Below are 19,442 nucleotides of genomic sequence, written 5' to 3' on the forward strand. Positions count from 1 at the left end.
CGTGGTCTGGTCCAAGCTCCCGGTACTGGTCTACACCATTGGTCCAGGGCCCAGCTTCATGGGCGGGGGGTGTGGGCATCCTGAGGAGGGTGGCGTGAAGCGCAAGCTGATATCCGCGATCGGTGTCGCGGCCATGTTGGTCTCCGTCGCTGCGTGCGGCGGCGACGACGGCGGTGACAGTGGTGACAAGGCGGGGGCGGACGGGTACGCCGGCCAGACCCTCACCGTCTGGGTGATGGACGGCTCTTCCCCGGACCAGTGGCAGAAGGACGTCCAGGCGGCCTTCGAGAAGAAGACCAAGGCCAAGGTCAAGTTCGAGATCCAGCAGTGGAACGGCATCCAGCAGAAGCTGACCACCGCCCTGTCCGAGGAGAACCCTCCGGACGTCTTCGAGATCGGCAACACCCAGACCCCGGCCTATGCCAAGACCGGCGGCCTCGCCGACCTCGCCGACCTCAAGTCGTCGATCGGCGCCGACTGGACCGCGGCCCTCAACAATTCCTCGGTCTTCGAGGGCAAGCAGTACGCGGCGCCCTGGTACTTCGCCAACCGTGTCGTCATCTACAACAAGAAGGTCTGGGCCGACGCCGGCATCAAGGACACCCCGAAGACCCGGGACGAGTTCTACGCCGACCTCAAGCAGATCGGTGACAAGACCAAGGCCGAGCCGATCTACCTGCCCGGCCAGAACTGGTACCACTTCGTCGGTCTCACCATCGGTGAGGGCGCCGAGCTGGTGAAGAAGGACGGCGACAAGTACGTCTCCAACCTCGCCGACCCGAAGGTCGCCGCGGCCATGGAGACCTACAAGAAGTTCCAGTCCCTGTCCAAGGCCCCCAAGGACAAGGACGAGGCCACCCCGCAGCAGGCCGAGGTCTTCGCCAAGGGCGACGTCGGCGCCTTCATCGGCATGGGCTGGGAGGCCGGCACGGCTATCGCCGCCAACAAGAAGATCGAGTCGGACATCGGCTACTTCACCATCCCCGGTGCCACGGCCGACAAGCCCGAGGGCGTCTTCCTCGGCGGCTCCAACCTCGCCGTCGCCGCGGGCAGCAAGAAGCAGGACCTGGCCAAGGAGTTCCTGAAGATCGCGCTGTCCGACCAGTACGAGGGCCAGCTCGCCAAGGAGAACGGCGTCATCCCCAACAAGGAGGCGCTGCAGAGCAACCTCGCGGGCAACGCCGTCGCCGAGGCAGCCGCCCCGGCCGCCGCGGGCGGTGGCACCACGCCGCTGATCCCCGAGTGGGCCTCCGTCGAGAACGCGCCCAACCCGGTCAAGACCTACATGACCGCCGTTCTGAACGGCAAGACCCCGGCCGAGGCGGCAGCCCAGGTCGAGGACGAGTTCAACAAGCGGTTGGCGCAGCAGCAGTAAGCGCACCGGATGTGGGGGCCGCTCGAGTCGCGGCCCCCGCACCCGCGTTCACGTAGGTCGAGAAGAGAGATCGCGAGCATGACCGTGCAGACCGAACGGCCGCCCTCGGGTCCGGTTGACGTGACCAAGGCGCAGGCGAACGCATCCGGCGGACCCGGCAGGAGAGCGGCGGCCCGGGCCGGCGCGCTCGCCCCCTACCTCCTGCTGCTCCCCGCCTGCGCGGCCACCGTGCTGCTGCTGGGCTGGCCGCTGCTCAAGGACGCGCTGCTGTCGTTCCAGAACCTCAACATGGCGCAGCTGATCCAGCACGTCACCGAGTGGAACGGCGTCGACAACTACACCGAGGTCCTCGGCGGCGAGGACTTCTGGCGCGTCACCCTGCGCTCGATCCTGTTCACGGCGGTCAACGTCGCCCTGACCATGGTCCTCGGCGCCCTGTCCGGCCTGCTGCTCGCCCGGCTCGGCCGGCGGATGCGGGTGACCCTGATGATCGGCATGGTGCTGGCCTGGGCGATGCCCGTGGTCGCCTCCACCACCGTCTACCAGTGGCTGTTCGCCCAGCGGTTCGGCGTCGTCAACTGGGTCCTGGACAAGCTCGGCTGGCACTCCATGGCCGACTACAGCTGGACCAGCGACCAGATGTCCACGTTCTTCGTGGTCACCTTCCTGATCGTCTGGCAGTCGATCCCGTTCGTCGCGATCAACCTCTACGCCGCCACCACGACCATCCCGGGCGAGCTCTACGAGGCCGCCTCCCTGGACGGCGCGGGCGCCTGGCGCAGCTTCACCACCGTGACCCTGCCCGTGCTGCGGCCCTTCCTCTACGCCACGACGTTCCTGGAGATCATCTGGATCTTCAAGGCGTTCGTGCAGGTCTACACGTTCAACCAGGGCGGACCCGACCGGCTCACCGAGATCCTGCCCGTCTACGCCTACATCGAGGGCGTCGGCAACCAGCACTACGGCATGGGCGCCGCCATCGCCCTGCTGACCATCCTGATCCTGCTCGGCCTCACCGCCTACTACCTGCGGATCGTGCTCAAGCAAGAGAAGAAGGAAGAGGAGGCCGGCCTGTGAAGCGCACGCTCTTCAGCCGCATCTGGCCCAACGCCACGGCCCTCGCGCTGTTCGTGGTCTTCGTCTTCCCCGTCTATTGGATGATCGCCACGGCCTTCAAGCCGGCCGGCGACATCCTCTCCGAGGACCCGGTCTGGTTCCCGACCGACATCACCTTCGAGCACTTCAGGACCGCGACCGGCGTCGACCACTTCTGGACCTACGTCACCAACTCCCTGACGGTGACGGTCCTCGCGGTCGTCTTCTCGCTGGTGATCGCGCTCGCCGGCTCCTTCGCCCTGGCCCGGATGCGGTTCAAGGGGCGGCGCGGCTTCATCATCGGGTTCATGCTGGCCCAGATGGCGCCCTGGGAAGTCATGATCATCGCGATGTACATGATCGTCCGGGACTCCGGCATGCTGAACAGCCTGGTCCCGCTCACGGCCTTCTACACGATGATGATCCTCCCCTTCACCATCCTCACCCTGCGCGGCTTCGTCGCCGCGGTGCCGATGGAACTGGAGGAGGCGGCCATGGTCGACGGCTGCACCCGGATGCAGGCCTTCCGCCGCGTCATCCTGCCCCTCCTGGCCCCCGGCCTGATGGCCACCTCGCTGTTCGGCTTCATCACCGCCTGGAACGAGTTCGCCCTCGTCCTGGTCGTGAACAAGGAGGCCGAGGCACAGACCCTGCCCCTGTGGCTGTCCAGCTTCCGCACCGCCTTCGGCGACGACTGGGGCGCGACGATGGCGGCCTCCACGCTCTTCGCCGTCCCGATCCTCATCCTCTTCGTCTTCCTCCAGCGCCGGGCCGTCAGCGGCCTGACCGCCGGCGCCGTGAAGGGATAACCGCACCCGATGACGACATTCGCCAGCGACACCCTGACCCGGGACGCGCTGACCGTCCTCCAGCCCGGCTTCGCCGGCACCACCGCCCCCGACTGGCTGCTGCGCCGTCTCGGCGAGGGCCTCGCCTCGGTCGGCCTGTTCGGCCGCAACATCGCCACGCCCGAGCAACTGTCCGCGCTCACGGCCCAGTTGCGTGCCGAGCGCGACGACGTCCTGGTCGCCATCGACGAGGAGGGCGGCGACGTCACCCGCCTGGAGGTCCGCACCGGCTCCTCCTTCCCCGGCAACCACGCGCTGGGCGCGGTCGACGACGTGGAGCTCACGCGCGAGGTCGCCCATGAACTGGGCCGCCGCCTCGCCGCCTGCGGGGTCAACTTCAACTGGGCCCCCTCCGCGGACGTCAACTCCAACCCCGGCAACCCGGTGATCGGTGTACGGTCCTTCGGCGCCGGCGCCGACCTGGTCGCCCGCCACACCGCGGCCTACGTCAGCGGCCTCCAGTCGGCCGGGGTCGCCGCCTGCACCAAGCACTTCCCCGGGCACGGCGACACCGCGATCGACTCCCACCACGCGATGCCCCGCATCGAGGCGGACGCCCCGACTCTGGCCGACCGCGAACTCGCCCCGTTCCGCGCCGCGATCGCCGCCGGCTCCCGCGCGGTGATGAGCGCCCACATCCTGGTCCCGGCCCTGGACCCCGACCACCCGGCAACGCTGTCCCGGCACGTCCTGACCGACCTGCTGCGCGGCGGACTCGGCTACACCGGCCTCATCGTCACCGACGGCATGGAGATGCGCGCCATCGCCGACGCCTACGGCATCGAGCGCGGCAGCGTCCTCGCCGTCGCGGCCGGCGCGGACGCCATCTGCGTGGGCGGCGGCCTCGCCGACGACGAGACGGTACGACGGCTGCGCGACGCCCTCGTCGCCGCCGTGCGCGCGGGTGAACTTCCCGAGGAGCGGCTCGCGGACGCCGCGGAACGGGTCCGGGAGCTCGCCCGCTGGACGGCCTCCGCGCAGACCCCCGGGACCCGGGGCGGCGACCCCGAGGTCGGCCTGCGCGCCGCCCGCCGGGCGCTGCGGGCGACGGTCGCCGACGGGCGCGCCTTCACCCCGCTCACCGAGGCGCCCTACGTCGCCGCCTTCACCCCCGTCGCCAACATCGCGGTGGGCGAGGAGACCCCCTGGGGCGTGGCCGCCGAACTCTCCCGGCTGCTGCCCGGCACGGAGACCGGCAGCTTCGTCGAGGACGGCGCGGGCCTCGCCGCGCTCGCCGCGGCCGGCCCCCGGCGCATCGTCGTCGTGGTCCGCGACGAGCACCGCCACGCCTGGATGGCCAAGGCCCTCGACACCGTCCTGCGCACCCGCCCCGACACGATCGTCGTCGAGATGGGCGTCCCCCAGGCCACCCCCCGCGGTGCCCTCCATCTCGCGACCCACGGCGCGGCCCGCGTCTGCGGACGCGCCGCGGCGGAGGTCATCGCGGGGGTGTGACCGACGCCCGGCCGCGAAAGGGCCCGGTCACGGGGTACCACGACCCCGTGACCGGGCCCTTCCTCACGCGCCGCGTTGCCCGGCGCGGGTGCCTAGATGCCCTGCCAGTCGGGCTTGTTGACGAACGTGTGCCGGAAGTAGTCGGCCAGCTTCAGCTTGGACGCGGCGGCCTCGTCGACCACGACCGTGGCGTGCGGGTGGAGCTGGAGCGCGGACGCCGGGCACACCGCCGCGACGGGCCCCTCGACGGTCGCGGCGACCGCGTCCGCCTTGCCCTCGCCGGTGGCCAGCAGCACCAGATGCCGCGCCTCCAGGATCGTCCCGATGCCCTGGGTGATCACGTGGTGCGGGACCTGCTCGATGTCCCCGTCGAAGAACCGCGCGTTGTCGACGCGGGTCTGCTCCGTCAGCGTCTTGATCCGCGTCCGCGAGGCCAGCGACGAGCACGGTTCGTTGAACCCGATGTGCCCGTCGGTCCCGATGCCGAGCAGTTGCAGATCCACGCCGCCGGCCGCCGCCAGCGCCGCGTCGTACGCCGCGCAGGCCGCCTGCACGTCCGGTGCGGTGCCGTCCGGGCCCATGAACGCGTCCATGCCGATCCCGAGCGGCTCCAGCACCTCCCGGCGCAGCACCGAGCGGTACGACTCGGGGTGCTCGGCCGGCAGCCCCACGTACTCGTCGAGCTGTGCGATCCGCGCCCGCGAGACGTCCGCGGCGCCGGACCGCACCTGGGCCGTCAGCGCCTGGTAGACGGGCAGCGGCGTCGAGCCGGTGGCCACACCGAGCACGGCGTCCGGCTTGCGGCGCAGCAGCCGCGCCATGGCCTCGGCGACGAGCTCGCCGCCCGACTCCGCGTCCGGGACGATGACAACTTCCACGCTGGGCCTGCCGTTCTGAAGAGGGCTGGAAGGTGTATGTGGTTTAGACCAATCCTGTGGACAATCTAACAGAGAAGGGGTTTCCCGGCCCGGGTGAACCAAGGGCTGGACGCCCTCGCGGAAATTGCCCTGACGATCTGGCTCCGCACATGAACCCACACGGGTTAGGCTGCGTGCTGGATGCTAGGGCTTCCGAACAGTTCTCCAGCCGGGGTCGAGCCGACCGCGTCAGACTCGGAGAGCTGACAACAACAAACAGGCTCGAACGCATGGACACACAGAGTGGTCTAGTCCACAATGCCATGTAAGAGCCGAGAACCGCACCGAGAACTGAACACACGTGCTTCCGTCTTCCCCGCACAGGAAGGCGGACCGAGGAACCGGAGCTCTCTGCCCTGACTGCCCCGGATCCTCATCCTTCGGCCGAACCGGGACCGCACACCCCGCGGCCGATATTGCTCCGGGCTGCGGTGCCGAGAGGGTTGAGGGTCCCTCTCAGGCGCCGCGGCCCGCGGGTGTTCCAGGGCCCGGAAGGCGAAGCGGGACAAGGCGTCGAACCCGGCCGGGACGGCCGATTCCCGACGGTGTCCGTACCGCCAGGTACGCTCGCACCCGTGCCCTCCATGAACGAACTGGTCCGCCAGCACACCGCCCTAGACGACTCCGACCTGGAGTGGCTGCATCTGCTGGTCTCGGAGTGGCAGCTGCTCTCCGACCTCTCCTTCGCCGACCTCGTCCTGTGGGTCCCCACCCGGGACGGCGCGCGCTATGTCTCGGTGGCCCAGATGCGGCCCAACACCGGGCCCACCTCCTACCAGGACGACATGGTCGGCCACCTCGTCCCACGCGGCCGTCGCCCGCTGCTGGACGTCGCGCTCGACGAGGGCCGGATCGTGCGCGAGGGCGACCCCGAGTGGCGGGAGGAGGTCCCCGTCCGGATCGAGTCCATCCCCGTACGCCGGGAGGGCCGCGTCCTCGGTGTCATCGCGCGCAACACCAACCTGCTCACCGTGCGCACCCCGAGCCGCCTCGAACTGACCTATCTGCAGAGTGCGTCGGACCTCGCGCAGATGATCGCGGCCGGCGCCTTCCCGTTCGCGAACCAGCAGATGGACATGGACGCGGCCCCCCGCGTCGGCGACGGCCTGATCCGCCTCGACGCCGACGGCATCGTCCAGTACGCCTCGCCGAACGCCCTGTCCGCCTACCACCGGCTCGGTCTCGCCTCCGACCTGGTGGGCCAGCACCTCGGCCAGACCACCGCCGAACTCGCCCCCACCCGGGGCCCGGTGGACGAGGCGCTCGCCAAGGTCGCCAGCGGCTGGGCCCCGCGCGAGTTCGAGATCGAGTCCGGCGACGGGGTCATCCAGTTCAGGGCCATTCCGCTCAAGCCCAAGGGCACCCGCATCGGTTCCCTGGTCCTGCTCCGTGACGTCACCGAACTGCGGCGCCGCGAGCGTGAGTTGATCACCAAGGACGCGACCATCCGGGAGATCCACCACCGGGTGAAGAACAACCTCCAGACGGTCGCCGCCCTGCTCCGCCTCCAGGCCCGCCGCATCGAGTCCGAGCGGGGGAGGGAAGCCCTGGAGGAGGCGGTCCGCCGGGTCGGGTCGATCGCGATCGTGCACGAGACGCTGTCCCAGAACCTGGACGAACGCGTGGAGTTCGACGAGATCGCCGACCGCGTGCTCGCGATGGTCGCCGAGATCTCCCCGGGCAAGGTCACCGGCCGCCGCACCGGACGCTTCGGCATCCTCGACGCCGAGGTCGCCACCCCGCTCTCCATGGTCCTCACGGAGATCCTGCAGAACGCCCTGGAGCACGGGTTCCGCGAGGGCGAGACCGGAACCGTCGAGGTCTCGGCCGTCCGCGGCGGCACCTCGAAGGAGGCGCGCCTCCTGGTCACCGTCCAGGACGACGGGGTCGGTCTGCCCGAGGGCTTCGACCCGCACACCGCGGGCAACCTCGGCCTGCAGATCGTACGGACGCTGGTGGAGGGCGAGTTGGGCGGGACCTTCGACATGGTCCCGGCCCCCGAGGGCGGCACCCGCGTGATCCTCGACGTCCCGGTCCGCCCCAACAAGTAGGACCTGGCGGGGAGACGGCCCGCGGAGGCGAGGGCGAGGACAGCACGAAGCCCCGGACCAGATGAGGTCCGGGGCTCGGATGCTCGTTGCTGTCAGCTTGTGCTGCGCATCGGGGTACTGCGCGCTGCGGCTCGGGGGCGGGAGATGCGTACTCGCTGTACGCGCCGCCAAGCTCAGGCTGGTTGGGGCGGGTATGTCAGGCAGAAGCCTGACGGGCCCGGTTGCGGGCGGCGCGGCGCTTCATAGCGCGACGCTCGTCCTCGCTGAGACCACCCCAGACGCCGGAGTCCTGACCGGACTCGAGCGCCCACTGCAGACACTGATCCATAACGGGGCAGCGCCGGCAGACGGCCTTGGCTTCCTCGATCTGCAGCAGCGCAGGACCGGTGTTGCCGATGGGGAAGAAGAGCTCGGGGTCTTCCTCGCGGCAAACGGCGTTGTGACGCCAGTCCATGGCTGCTACCTCTCCTTGGTTTTACGTGCAAGTTGCTTGTGAATGTGAACGCTTTCACGAATCCCTCAACAAGTGAAGGGCCACCAGCCAGGTTCCCTGGCGAGGTCCTGTGATTCGAAGAGGGGTTCCGGTGATCTGTGGATGCCGGTGTTGCGGGCTGTCCCGATCGCCACGTAGAGACTCGCAAACCTCAGCGGCGGATACAACCCCTTCTGGAAAGTTTTTTTTGATTCCTCGGTGTCGACTAGGTCACAGCCGTACTTCCATGGGGTGGATGCTGGCCTAAACGTTCGAGTGAAAGGACTTTAGCCCCTTCTGCTCACACAATCACACGCAGTGCCCGGCGTACGCCTGTGAACGTCACGCTCGTACGCAGTCCGAGGTGGTCGCCGTCCATCTGAAGGGGCAGGGGCACCTTCGAATGCAAGGTGAACTCGGTCAGGTCGTGCAGGGACGTGACGTGCTTGCCATGGGGTCCCCGCTCGGGGGACGAAGCGAGCAACTGGGTGCCATACCGGGCAACCGCGACGGCCGACATCCGGCTGAGACCGAGTACGTCGAGCCCGGTATCGAACGAGGCCTTAGGTGACGCGTACACCGGACGATTGCCGAGATACGTCCACGGGGACGTATTGCAGACTATGGACAGCACCAGGTCGCTCACCGGTTCCCCGCCCGGAACCTGGAGCGTGATCGTGCCGTTCCGGCGATGGGGTTCCTGAAGGAACTGGCGTACCACCTGGCGCAGATAAAGGGCGTGCGTGGATTTCTTTCCGCGCTCCCGCTGCTGTTCGACCCGGCCGACCACGCCCGCGTCGAATCCGAGCCCCGCGCAGAAGGTGAACCAGCGGGACGGCACCCCTTCGTCCTCGGTGCCCGGCGTGCCCGAGGCGATGCCCATGCCGACCGTGCGCTCACTGCCCTCGCGCAGCGCGCCCAGGATCGCCCCGGTCGCCTCGACGGCGTCGTTGGGCAGACCCAGGGCGCGGGCGAAGACGTTGGTGGAGCCGCCGGGGACCACCGCGAGGCGCGGCAGCCGCTCCGGGTCGGGGCCGGCGTGCAGCAGTCCGTTGACGACCTCGTTGACCGTGCCGTCGCCGCCGAGGGCGACCACCAGGTCGATGTCCTCGCCGTCCGCCGCCTGCCGGGCGAGGTCCCGTGCGTGGCCGCGGTACTCGGTGGTGACCGCTTCCAGCTTCATCTCGCTCGCGAGGGCGTGGATCAGGACGTCGCGCGTACGTGCGCTTGTGGTGGTTGCCGCCGGATTGACCACGAGAAGTGCACGCATGAGTTGCAGGGTACCTACTGGGTGGTACCCGGGACAGGCCGAGGTAGGGATCACGTAAGAGATGGGTGCGTGAACCTCGCCACGAGTGCGCCGGGCAACCCGTGCGCCGGGATGTGCGTCACCGCCCGCCCGCACCGGCGTCCGGCCTCGCAGGCGGGCCCGCGCCCGGTCGTGTCCGGGGAGATCCCGCCCGGCTACCCTTCAGGGGTGAGCAGTGAGCAGACTCCTGAGGCCGTCGCCGGTCCCCGTCCGCGGCGCCTGACGTACGCCGCCGTCCTGACCGCCCTCGAAGGGCTGGCGCTCCTCGTGGGCGGCGTCTGGATGCTCGTCGAGGGTCTCGCGGGGCACCCGGACGACCGGCGGTCCGCCGTCACCGGCGGTGTCACCCTCGTCGTGCTCGCCCTGCTGCCGCTGCTGGCGACGCGCGGTCTGCTGGCGCTGCGCGGCTGGAGCCGGGGCCCCGCCGTCATCACGCAGATCATGGCGCTGCCCGTCGCCTACAACCTGCTCCAGGCGGACAGCGTCGCCATCCCGGCGGGCATCGCCCTCGCGGCCGTCGCGGTCACCGCGCTGGTCCTGCTCGTGAACGCCGAGACGACCCGGGCCCTCGGGATCAAGGGGCCGGGCCGTGCGCAGGAGAACGGCGACCGGTAGGCCGCGGCGGCCGAAGCCGCCGGATTCCGGGTCCTACTCCTCGACGAGGAGCTTCTCCCGGAGCTGGGCCAGGGTGCGGGCCAGCAGACGGGAGACGTGCATCTGGGAGATGCCGACCTCCTGCGCGATCTGCGACTGGGTCATGTTGCCGAAGAACCGCAGCAGCAGGATGCGCTTCTCGCGCGGCGGGAGGTCCTCCAGGAGCGGCTTGAGGGACTCCCGGTACTCGACGCCCTCCAGCGCCTCGTCCTCCGCGCCGAGGGTGTCGGCCACCGCCGGGGACTCGTCGTCGGTGTCGGGGACGTCCAGGGACAGCGTGGAGTACGCGTTGGCGGACTCCAGGCCCTCCAGGACCTCCTCCTCCGAGATGGCGAGCTTCTCGGCGAGTTCGTGCACGGTGGGGGAGCGGCCGTGCTGCTGGGACAGCTCCGCCGTGGCCGTCGTGAGCGCGAGGCGCAGCTCCTGGAGCCTGCGCGGTACGCGGACCGCCCAGCCCTTGTCCCGGAAGTGGCGCTTGATCTCGCCGACGACCGTCGGGGTGGCGTACGTCGAGAACTCGACGCCGCGCTCCGGGTCGAAGCGGTCCACGGACTTGATCAGGCCGATGGTGGCGACCTGGGTCAGGTCGTCCAGCGGCTCGCCGCGGTTGCGGAAGCGGCGCGCGAGGTGCTCGACGAGCGGCAGATGCATCCGGACCAGCCGGTTGCGCAGCTCCGCGTACTCGGGGCTGCCGTCCTTCAGCAGGCGCAGCTCCACGAAGAGCGCGCGTGCCCCGCTGCGGTCCTGAGGGTCGTGCCGCGTGGCGGGCCCGCTGGGCTCGCCCTGTTTCTCGTCTCGTTCGTGCTCGCTCATCGTCCCGCCCGTCGCCCTTCCCCGAGCTCTCGTCTCCGCTCGGACAGGGGAGGCCCCGATCCGTCCGTCCGGAGGCGCGCTCCGCACGGCAGCTTCCTGATCCCGCCGCCCGTCGTCCGGGAAGCCGCTCGCCGCCGTGTCGTCGGCGTCGTCCTCCGGATGCGGGCGGGCCTGCTCGGGGATGCCGGCGACAGCGGCGGCACCGCCCGTGGAGTCACCGTTGTGCCGGGACCCGCCTGTGCCGCCGGTCGGCAGCTCCCGTGTGCCGATCTCTTCGTCACGCACCGGCCCGTCCCCTGTCCTCACGCCGGCCCGGGGCCCGCGCCGCGCTGTTTGTAGAGGCTGATCGAAACGGTTTTGTCGTCGTCGACGGCGGAGGAGACCTTGCCCGCCAGGGCGGACAGGACGGTCCAGGCGAAGGTGTCACGCGCGGGGGCGTGACCGTCCGTGGTCGGGGCCGAGACGGTGACTTCGAGCGAGTCGTCGACGAGGCGGAAGACGCAGCTCAGCACCGAGCCGGGCACGGCCTGCTGGAGCAGGATCGCGCACGCCTCGTCCACGGCGATGCGCAGGTCCTCGATCTCGTCGAGGGTGAAGTCCAAACGGGCCGCGAGTCCGGCCGTCGCCGTACGCAGCACCGACAGGTAGGCACCCGCGGCCGGCAGCCGGACTTCCACGAAGTCCTGGGTCGCGGGCTCGCCTGCGATCTGGGACACCCTCACCTCCAAGGTGGTACAAGCTTTTCAGGGCCGAGGGTCGCCCCCCGGAGTAACGCGAAGTGTGGTTCAGCGGTGACGCTATCGCGCTCTGAACTTTCCTGTCCCCGGTACCCCAACCCCTGCCGTCACTCACAGTAAAACTGTGGACACGCTCCGTGTCTAGGGGTCTGCGGCTCCAATTGGGAAGAACGCGCGCCGGGTTGACGTACCCAGACGTCAGACGGTCGAACCGTCCTCGTCCGGCCCCGCGGCGACGGGCCGCGCGATCACACCAGGACGTGGTCCTCGAAGCACCAGCGCCAGTCCTCACCGGGCTCGAAGGTCCGCATGATGGGGTGCCCGGTCTCCTTGTGGTGCTCGGTGGCGTGCCGGCCCGGCGAGGAGTCGCAGCAGCCGACGTGACCACAGGTGAGGCACAACCGCAGCTGCACCGGGTGCGTACCGTCGCGCTCGCACTCGGGACAGGTCCGGTGGAGCGGTTCGGGTTCCGGGTGCGGCAGCGCGTCGGCGTGCGTGCACTGTTTCATGATTGCCAGGTTACGACGGCCGCGCGGAAGTCCGCGCGGAAAAACGAGGACGGTTGAGGTCATGGACGTGATGCCACTGCTGTTGCTGGTGGCGGGCAGCGCCGCGATCGCCGCTGCCGCCCGGCGCACCCCGGTGCCGGCGCCGCTGCTGCTGGTCGCGGCCGGACTGGTGTTCTCCTACGTCCCCGGGGTCCCGGAGTACACCCTCGACCCGGACATCGTGCTCCCGCTGGTCCTGCCGCCCCTGCTGCACTCGGCGGCCACCGACAGCTCGTACCTGGACCTGCGCGCGCAACTGCGGCCGGTCGCCCTGCTCTCCGTCGGCTACGTGCTCTTCGCGACCTTCGTCGTCGGCTGGGCGGCCTACCAGATCGTCCCGGGGCTGTCCCTGACGGGCGCGCTGGTGCTCGGCGCGGTGGTGGCGCCGCCGGACGCCGTCGCGGCCACCGCGGTCGCGCGCCGCGTGGGCCTGCCCTCCCGCATCACCACGATCCTCCAGGGCGAGTCCCTGGTGAACGACGCCACCGCGATCACCGCCTACCGGGTGGCGCTCGCGGCGGCGGTCGGCGAGGGCGCCTCCTGGGCGGGCGGCATCGGTGAGTTCCTGCTCGCGGCGATCGGCGGTGTGGCCGTCGGCCTCGTCCTGATGGTCCCGATCCACTGGCTGCGCACCCACCTCAAGGAGCCCCTGCTCCAGAACACCCTGTCCCTGCTGATCCCCTTCGTCGCCTACGCGGCGGCGGAGCAGTTCCACGCCTCCGGTGTCCTCGCCGTGGTCGTCGTGGCGCTCTTCCTCGGCCACCGCGCGTGGGAGGTGGACTTCGCCACACGCCTCCAGGAGGACGCCGTCTGGAAGATGGTCGCCTTCGTGCTGGAGTCGTCGGTCTTCGCGCTGATCGGGCTCCAGCTGCGGGTCGTGGTCAAGGGCGTCGGCGAGTACGCGGGGCTGGACGCCGCCTGGTACGCGGTGGCGGTGTTCCTGGTCGTCGTCGTGTCGAGGTTCGTGTGGGTCTACCCGGCGACGTTCCTCCCGCGCGTGCTGTCCGCGCGCATCAGGGAACGGGAGGAGAACCCCACCTGGAAGGGCCCGTTCGTCATCGCCTGGGCCGGCATGCGCGGGGTGGTGTCCCTGGCGATCGCCTTCTCCGTGCCGGAGACGCTGCACGACGGCGAGCCCTTCCCCGGCCGCAACCTGATCCTCTTCCTGACCTTCACCACCGTCATCGGCACCCTCGTCGTCCAGGGCGTCACCCTGCCGCCGCTGATCCGCCTGCTGCGCCTGCCCGGACGCGACGCCCAGGCCGAGACCCTCGCCGAGGCCAACGCCCAGGCGCAGGCGTCCATCGCCGCCGAACGCCACCTGGACGAACTCCTGGACGACGAGCGCAACGCCCTGCCGCCACCGCTGGCCGACCGTCTGCGCACCGTCCTCGAACGCCGCCGCAACGCCGTGTGGGAACGCCTCGGCGCGGTGAACCCGGTGACCGGCGAGACCGTCGACGACACCTACCGGCGCCTGTCCCGCGAGATGATCGGCGCCGAACGCGCGGTGTTCGTCCGGCTCCGCGACGGCCGCTACATCGACGACGAGATGCTCCGCACCCTGCTGCGCAGACTCGACCTGGAGGAGGCGGCGGCGTACCGGGAGGCGACGTGAGGGACACGGCCCCCAACCCCGGGGGAGCGTCCGCTAGCCCTCCGGGAACGGCGCCCCGCTCACCACCCCCACCACCCGGCACCCCGCCGGGAACGCGCCCTCCTGCGCCAGGGTCACCAGCCCGTACAGCAACTTGGCGACATAGAGCCGCTCCAGCGGAACCCCGTGGCGGCGCTCGAAGTCGGTGGCGAAGGCGTCCAGTGCCGGTGGGGTGCGCGCGTAGCCGCCGAAGTGGAAGCGGTCGTCCAGGGACCAGTCGCCGCGCCGCCCGCCGAACGCCTCGACCTGCAACGCCTCGATCTCACCGCCCAGGAAGCCGCCCTTGAGGACGGGTATCCCCAACCCCCGCTGGCCCGGCCCCAGTCCGGCGGCCGTCCCGGCGAAGGTGCCGCCGGTCCCGCAGGCCAGGGCGACGACGTCGGCCCGCCCGCGCAGCTCCTCGCCGAGGGCCCGGCACCCTCGTACCGCCAGGGCGTTGCTGCCGCCCTCGGGGACGACGTACGCGTCCTCGGCGCCGGCGGCGCGCAGCAGGGCGGCGAGGACGGGCGGCTCGTGCTTGCGGCGATAGGCCGCCCGGTCGACGAAGTGCAGGCGCATCCCGTCGGCGGCGCAGCGGGCCAGGGAGGGGTTGAGGGGGCGGGACGCCAGCTCCTCGCCGCGCACCACCCCCACCGTCGTGACGCCCAGCAGCCGGCCCGCCGCGGCGGTCGCGCGGAGGTGGTTGGAGTAGGCGCCGCCGAAGGTGAGGAGGGTGCGGCCGGACGCGGCCGACAGGTTCGGGGCGAGTTTGCGCCACTTGTTGCCGACCAGGTCGGGGTGGATGAGGTCGTCGCGCTTCAGGAGGAGCCGGACACCGCGGCGGGTGAAGCGCTCGTCCTCGACCGGCTGCAGAGGGGAGGGCAGCCGGGGGCGCAGGGAGGTGAGGGCGTCGCTGGTCACCCCCTCATTGTCACGCCCCCGCCGTCACACGGGCGTCCGTGATCACTTGAGGCGTTCGCGAATGCGTTCACGCAGCCAGGTCATGGTGAAGCCGCGCGGATCGACCTTTCCGGGCTGCCACTCCCGGTGCCCGACGACCGAGCGTTCCGTCCAGCCGTGGTGGCGGCAGATCGCCGCGGAGACCCTCTCGATCGCCTCCAGCTGGGCCGCCGGCCAGGGGTCCTCGCCGTCGCCGAGGTTCTCGCACTCGAAGCCGTAGAAGTGCCGGTTGCCGTCGGTGTTGGCCTCGTTGTCGAGGGGCAGCGCCTTCTCGGCGATCACCGCGCGGAGCACGTCGTCGTCGCCGAGCCCCGCGTGGTTGGCGCGACCGTGGCCGACCAGATGGACCCGGCCGTCCTTGGTGATGACGCCGTGGCACAGCGGGCCGGGGAGGTCCTCGTGGCCGTCGCGGCAGAGGGCGACCGTGCGTTCGCTGCCCTTGGTCACCGTGTGGTGGATCATCACGCCGTGCACCGGCCCCCAGGGGCCCTTGTGGTTGCGGTTGTGATGCCTCCAGTCGCCGACCTCGACGACGGTGACGCCCTCGTCCCGCAGGATGTCGAGGAACCGGGCCGCCGACATGGGTGGGGCCATGTCGCCTCCTTCACGTGCGCGACGGCCGCCTCTCGCGGCCGGCTCGTGAGGGATCTTGTATCCAAAACGGGCGGCCCGGACTACTCGTTCGCACGATGTGCGAGCCGTTTCGGACACCGGGGCGCGACGAAGCCGTGGGTACCGGGACGCAGGGTGACCGGACGCGGAGGGGAAGGGCCGGCGGGGCGGGGGGAAAAGAGCCGATCGCGCAGCATGCCCAGCCGCCCGGAGATCCATTCCAACTCTTTCGGGTAATAGCACCAACACGCTGAGTGAGGAAGGCTTGCCGGTGCAGATGCTCGGCGCAGCACGGTGCCCGGGCATGACCGGGAGGGCGATTCACATATGTCGGTAGGCGAAGAGGTCCGCACGGAGCAACAGGACCGGCCGCAGCAGTCCCTCGGCACGGCCGCCGCGCGGAACCTGGCCACCACCACCAAGTCCGCGCCGCAGATGCAGGAGATCAGCTCCCGCTGGCTGCTGCGCACGCTCCCCTGGGTGAACGTGCAAGGCGGCGCGTACCGCGTCAACCGCCGTCTGACCTACGCCGTGGGGGACGGCAGGGTCACGTTCGTGAAGACCGGCGACCGCGTCGAGGTCATCCCCGCCGAACTCGGCGAACTCCCCGCGCTCAGGGCGTACGAGGACGACGAGGTCCTCGCCGAACTCGCCCGGCGGTGCCAGCAGCGGGAGTTCGCGGCGGGCGACGTCATCGCCTCCTTCGGCAGCCGCTCCGACGAGGTGTACCTCCTCGCGCACGGCCGCGTCGAGAAGATCGGCACCGGCCCCTACGGCGACGACGCCGTGCTCGGCGTGCTCGCCGACGGCTCCTACTTCGGCGACCAGTCGCTCCTCGACGCCGACGCCATGTGGGAGTTCACCGCCCGCGCCGCCACCGCCTGCACGGTCCTGGTGCTGCCCCGCACCGACTTCGAGCAGGTCGCCGAACGCGCCGAGTCGCTGCGCGGACACCTGGAGGGCCTGCGCGCGATCCCGGAGCAGCGCACCAACACCTACGGCGAGAAGGCCATCGACCTCTCCGCCGGCCACAGCGGCGAACCCGACATCCCGCACACCTTCGTCGACTACGAGGCCAGCCCGCGCGAGTACGAACTCAGCGTCGCCCAGACGGTGCTGCGCATCCACTCGCGCGTCGCCGACCTCTACAACCAGCCGATGAACCAGACCGAACACCAGCTCCGGCTCACCGTCGAGGCGCTGAAGGAGCGCCAGGAACACGAACTGGTCAACAACCGCGAGTTCGGACTGCTGCACAACTGCGAGTACGACCAGCGCCTCCAGCCGCACGACGGCGTGCCCAGCCCCGACGACCTGGACGAACTGCTCAGCCGCCGGCGCGGCACCAAGCTGCTGCTCGCCCACCCGCGCGCCATCGCGGCCATCGGACGGGAACTCAACAAGCGCGGACTCGTGCCCGAGACCATCGACATGGGCGGTCACCGCATCCCCACCTGGCGCGGGGTGCCGATCTTCCCGTGCAACAAGATCCCGGTCACCGAGACCCGGACGACCTCGATCATCGCCATGCGTACCGGCGAGAGCGACCAGGGCGTCATCGGGCTCCAGCAGAGCGGCATCCCCGACGAGATCGAGCCGGGCCTGTCCGTGCGGTTCATGGGCATCAACGAACAGGCCGTCATCAAGTACCTCGTGACCGCCTACTACTCGGCCGCGGTGCTCGTCCCGGACGCCCTCGGTGTCCTGGAGAACGTCGAGATCGGCCGCTGGTAGTGACCTCTTCGGCCATGTCCGCGGGGGTGACGTTTCTGCATCTCGGGGCCGTGTCCCGGCCCGCACGGATGGGTACATCCCGGTCGGACGCGCCCATTCACAGCGGAAGCGCCACCGTCCGCGGACTGACCGAGGGGGAACCCATGGCAGAGCTCACGACGGAGGTGGAACGGCACCGCGCCGCGACGGACCGCCCCGAAGCGCACCAGGCGACCGCGATCCTGGAGCACACCCGCGAGGCCGTCGGCCCCGCGCTGCGCGCCGCGATCGACTCGCTGCCCGGGTCCATGCGCCGGATCGCCCTCTACCACTTCGGCTGGGAGCACGCCGACGGCACCCCGGCTGCGGGCGGCTCCGGCAAGGCGATCCGGCCCGCCCTCGTCCTCACCGCCGCCGCCGCGCTCGGCGGACCCGAGGCGCGCGCCGCCGCCGTACGGGCCGCCGCCGCGGTGGAACTGGTCCACAACTTCAGCCTGTTGCACGACGACGTGATGGACCACGACACCACCCGCCGCCACCGGCCCACCGCCTGGACGGTGTTCGGCGAGACCGACGCCATCCTCGCCGGCGACACCCTCCAGGCACTCGCCCTCAAACTGCTCGCCGAGGACCCGCACCCGGCGTCCGCGGCGGCCGGCGCCCGGCTCGCGGCCTGCGTCGTCGACCTGTGCGCCGGACAGCACGCCGACGTGGCCATGGAACGACGGCACCCCGGCGAGGTCACCCTCGACGAGGCGCTCGCCATGGCCGAGGCCAAGACCGGCGCGCTCCTCGGCTGCGCCTGCGCGATCGGCGCGCTCTACGCGGGCGCGTCCCGCGAGGACGTCGAGGCACTGGACGCGTTCGGCCGCGAGGCCGGGCTCGCCTTCCAGCTCATCGACGACGTCATCGGCATATGGGGCGACCCCGACCGCACCGGCAAGCCCGCCGGCGCCGACCTCGCCGCCCGCAAGAAGTCCCTGCCCGTGGTCGCCGCGCTGGCCTCCGGCACCCCGGCGGCGGCCGACCTGGCCGAGCTGTACACGGCCCCCTTCGACGACCGGGACGAGGCGGCCCGGGAGATCCTCGCCCGCACGGCCCGCGCCGTCGAAGAGGCCGGCGGACGCGACTGGGCGCAGCTCCAGGCCGCCGACCGCATGGCCCACGCCCTCGGGGAACTGTCCCGGGTGATCCCCGAACCGGAGACCGCGGAGGGACTGCTCGCCCTGGCGGAGTACGTGACCCGGCGCAGCGACTGACAGCACCCCGCTGTCCTCATGGACCCCGGAGCCCCCGGGTCCGTACGGCTCCTGACCCCGTACGGCCCCCGAAGGCGCCGGGCCGGGGGCGGGTCCCGCACATCCCCACGGTGTGCGGGCCCCGCCCCCCCTTTTTTGAGGCTCGGTTCGCCTCCGGGGCGCCTGTTGCCGGTGCCGGGACACCGATCGTGCTCGACCCTTCGGGCCTCCGCGCGTTCGGTGTCCCGGCACCGGCGCGCCCCTTCGGCTCACTCGCCCTTGGTCCCGCACCCTGCGCCCCACTCCTCGCTGCCGTCCCGTATAAGGTCAACGGTCGTACGGTCGAGGTCAGTTGGTAGGGAAGGGCGGGGACCATGGGCGTGGCGATCCGGGCGGCGGGCGAGGGCGACCGCGAGCTGGTCGTGCGGCTGCTGGACGCGGCGTTCCAGGACGACCCCGTCAGCTCCTGGGTCTTTCCCGGCACGGAGTACCGCCGCGAGACGCACCACCTGCTCATGGGCGCGTTCGCCGACATCGTGCTCGAAGAGGGCTGGATCGACGTCACCGAGGACGACACCGCCTGTGCGCTGTGGATGTCCGTCCCGGCCGAGCCGCACGACGACGGCGGCGAGGGGTTCGCGCAGGTCCGTGCGGCGGTCGACCCGGCCAACGCGCGTATCGAGCAGATCGGCCTGCTCACCGGGGACGTCCACCCCGTGGGCCGGCCCCACGCCTACCTGTGGATGATCGGCGTGCGCCCCGACCGCCAGGGCGAGGGGGTGGGCGGCGCGCTCATCGGCTCCGTCCTCGAACGCTGCGACCGCGAGGGCCGGCCCGCGTATCTGGAGGCCAGCAGCGCCCGCAGCCGGAGCCTGTACGAACGCCTCGGCTTCCGTCTCCTGGACCGCCCCCTCGACCTCCCGGACGGCCCCCGGATGTGGCCGATGTGGCGCGACCCGCGCGACTGACCCGCGAGAGTCCCCGCACACCCCCTAGGGAGTGTTGCGCC

At 70.9% G+C, this 19,442-nt stretch carries 18 protein-coding genes; 10 read left to right on the plus strand and 8 right to left on the minus strand.

Annotation, left to right across the window (positions count from 1 at the left end; translation table 11 throughout):
- Positions 1-94: 94 nt before the first annotated feature.
- From ACIPSE_RS07665 to ACIPSE_RS07680, 4 genes are all read left to right on the plus strand, one after another.
- The gene (locus tag ACIPSE_RS07665; RefSeq protein WP_401658575.1) at positions 95-1,375 is read left to right on the plus strand and encodes an extracellular solute-binding protein; all 1,281 of its coding nucleotides are present in this window, start codon (positions 95-97) and stop codon (positions 1,373-1,375) included.
- 78 nt (positions 1,376-1,453) lie between these two features.
- Positions 1,454-2,452, plus strand: coding sequence for a carbohydrate ABC transporter permease (locus tag ACIPSE_RS07670; RefSeq protein ID WP_401658578.1), 999 nt, complete (start codon positions 1,454-1,456; stop codon positions 2,450-2,452).
- A complete protein-coding gene (locus ACIPSE_RS07675; RefSeq protein ID WP_401658580.1) occupies positions 2,449-3,279 on the plus strand; it encodes a carbohydrate ABC transporter permease in 831 nt (276 codons plus the stop codon). Before ACIPSE_RS07670 ends, ACIPSE_RS07675 begins: the two co-directional genes overlap by 4 nt.
- A 9-nt stretch (positions 3,280-3,288) precedes the next feature.
- The gene (locus ACIPSE_RS07680) at positions 3,289-4,773 is read left to right on the plus strand and encodes a glycoside hydrolase family 3 protein (protein WP_401658583.1); all 1,485 of its coding nucleotides are present in this window, start codon (positions 3,289-3,291) and stop codon (positions 4,771-4,773) included.
- 92 nt (positions 4,774-4,865) lie between these two features.
- Here the strand turns inward: ACIPSE_RS07680 and nagB are convergent, their stop codons facing one another.
- Positions 4,866-5,651 carry a glucosamine-6-phosphate deaminase gene (gene nagB, locus ACIPSE_RS07685; RefSeq protein WP_401658586.1) on the minus strand — a complete coding sequence of 262 codons (786 nt, stop codon included), beginning with the start codon at positions 5,649-5,651 and terminating at the stop codon, positions 4,866-4,868.
- A gap of 623 nt (positions 5,652-6,274) precedes the next feature.
- Here nagB and ACIPSE_RS07690 point away from each other — a divergent pair.
- Positions 6,275-7,741 carry a sensor histidine kinase gene (locus tag ACIPSE_RS07690; RefSeq protein WP_401659748.1) on the plus strand — a complete coding sequence of 489 codons (1,467 nt, stop codon included), beginning with the start codon at positions 6,275-6,277 and terminating at the stop codon, positions 7,739-7,741.
- Positions 7,742-7,937: 196 nt separating this feature from the next.
- On the opposite strand, the gene ACIPSE_RS07695 is transcribed toward ACIPSE_RS07690, so the two are convergent.
- A complete protein-coding gene (locus ACIPSE_RS07695; protein ID WP_006142322.1) occupies positions 7,938-8,195 on the minus strand; it encodes a WhiB family transcriptional regulator in 258 nt (85 codons plus the stop codon).
- 319 nt (positions 8,196-8,514) lie between these two features.
- Positions 8,515-9,483 carry a diacylglycerol/lipid kinase family protein gene (locus ACIPSE_RS07700; RefSeq protein WP_401658589.1) on the minus strand — a complete coding sequence of 323 codons (969 nt, stop codon included), beginning with the start codon at positions 9,481-9,483 and terminating at the stop codon, positions 8,515-8,517.
- Positions 9,484-9,690: 207 nt separating this feature from the next.
- Here ACIPSE_RS07700 and ACIPSE_RS07705 point away from each other — a divergent pair, with 207 nt between their 5' ends.
- Entirely contained in the window at positions 9,691-10,137 is a 447-nt protein-coding gene (locus ACIPSE_RS07705; RefSeq protein ID WP_401658592.1) for a hypothetical protein, read from the plus strand.
- Between the two features lie 33 nt (positions 10,138-10,170).
- Here ACIPSE_RS07705 and ACIPSE_RS07710 read toward each other — a convergent pair whose 3' ends face one another.
- The 3 genes from ACIPSE_RS07710 to ACIPSE_RS07720 form a co-directional block, all read right to left on the minus strand.
- Positions 10,171-11,295 (minus strand): RNA polymerase sigma factor SigF, encoded by a 1,125-nt coding sequence (locus ACIPSE_RS07710; protein ID WP_401658595.1) that lies wholly within the window; start codon positions 11,293-11,295, stop codon positions 10,171-10,173.
- The gene (locus ACIPSE_RS07715; protein WP_030784224.1) at positions 11,292-11,705 is read right to left on the minus strand and encodes an anti-sigma regulatory factor; all 414 of its coding nucleotides are present in this window, start codon (positions 11,703-11,705) and stop codon (positions 11,292-11,294) included. The genes ACIPSE_RS07710 and ACIPSE_RS07715 overlap by 4 nt, the downstream gene beginning before the upstream one ends.
- A 269-nt stretch (positions 11,706-11,974) precedes the next feature.
- Positions 11,975-12,235, minus strand: coding sequence for a UBP-type zinc finger domain-containing protein (locus tag ACIPSE_RS07720; RefSeq protein ID WP_401658597.1), 261 nt, complete (start codon positions 12,233-12,235; stop codon positions 11,975-11,977).
- 61 nt (positions 12,236-12,296) lie between these two features.
- Here ACIPSE_RS07720 and ACIPSE_RS07725 point away from each other — a divergent pair, with 61 nt between their 5' ends.
- The gene (locus tag ACIPSE_RS07725; protein ID WP_401658600.1) at positions 12,297-13,892 is read left to right on the plus strand and encodes a Na+/H+ antiporter; all 1,596 of its coding nucleotides are present in this window, start codon (positions 12,297-12,299) and stop codon (positions 13,890-13,892) included.
- 33 nt (positions 13,893-13,925) lie between these two features.
- On the opposite strand, the gene ACIPSE_RS07730 is transcribed toward ACIPSE_RS07725, so the two are convergent.
- Both ACIPSE_RS07730 and ACIPSE_RS07735 read right to left on the minus strand, forming a co-directional pair.
- Positions 13,926-14,831, minus strand: coding sequence for a 1-aminocyclopropane-1-carboxylate deaminase/D-cysteine desulfhydrase (locus tag ACIPSE_RS07730; protein WP_401658603.1), 906 nt, complete (start codon positions 14,829-14,831; stop codon positions 13,926-13,928).
- Positions 14,832-14,873: 42 nt separating this feature from the next.
- Entirely contained in the window at positions 14,874-15,464 is a 591-nt protein-coding gene (locus ACIPSE_RS07735; protein ID WP_401658605.1) for an N-acetylmuramoyl-L-alanine amidase, read from the minus strand.
- A 345-nt stretch (positions 15,465-15,809) separates the two neighbouring features.
- Between ACIPSE_RS07735 and ACIPSE_RS07740 the strand changes: the two genes are divergently transcribed.
- The 3 genes from ACIPSE_RS07740 to ACIPSE_RS07750 all read left to right on the plus strand — a co-directional run bounded on the left by ACIPSE_RS07740 (position 15,810) and on the right by ACIPSE_RS07750 (position 19,401).
- Positions 15,810-17,216, plus strand: a complete 1,407-nt coding sequence (locus ACIPSE_RS07740) for a family 2B encapsulin nanocompartment shell protein (protein WP_401658608.1) — start codon at positions 15,810-15,812, stop codon at positions 17,214-17,216.
- Positions 17,216-18,454, plus strand: a complete 1,239-nt coding sequence (locus ACIPSE_RS07745; RefSeq protein ID WP_401658610.1) for a family 2 encapsulin nanocompartment cargo protein polyprenyl transferase — start codon at positions 17,216-17,218, stop codon at positions 18,452-18,454. The genes ACIPSE_RS07740 and ACIPSE_RS07745 overlap by 1 nt, the downstream gene beginning before the upstream one ends.
- Before the next feature lie 353 nt (positions 18,455-18,807).
- Entirely contained in the window at positions 18,808-19,401 is a 594-nt protein-coding gene (locus ACIPSE_RS07750) for a GNAT family N-acetyltransferase (RefSeq protein WP_401658613.1), read from the plus strand.
- Positions 19,402-19,442: the final 41 nt, after the last annotated feature.

This window comes from Streptomyces sp. NPDC090106, assembly GCF_044747265.1.
Classification (GTDB): domain Bacteria; phylum Actinomycetota; class Actinomycetes; order Streptomycetales; family Streptomycetaceae; genus Streptomyces.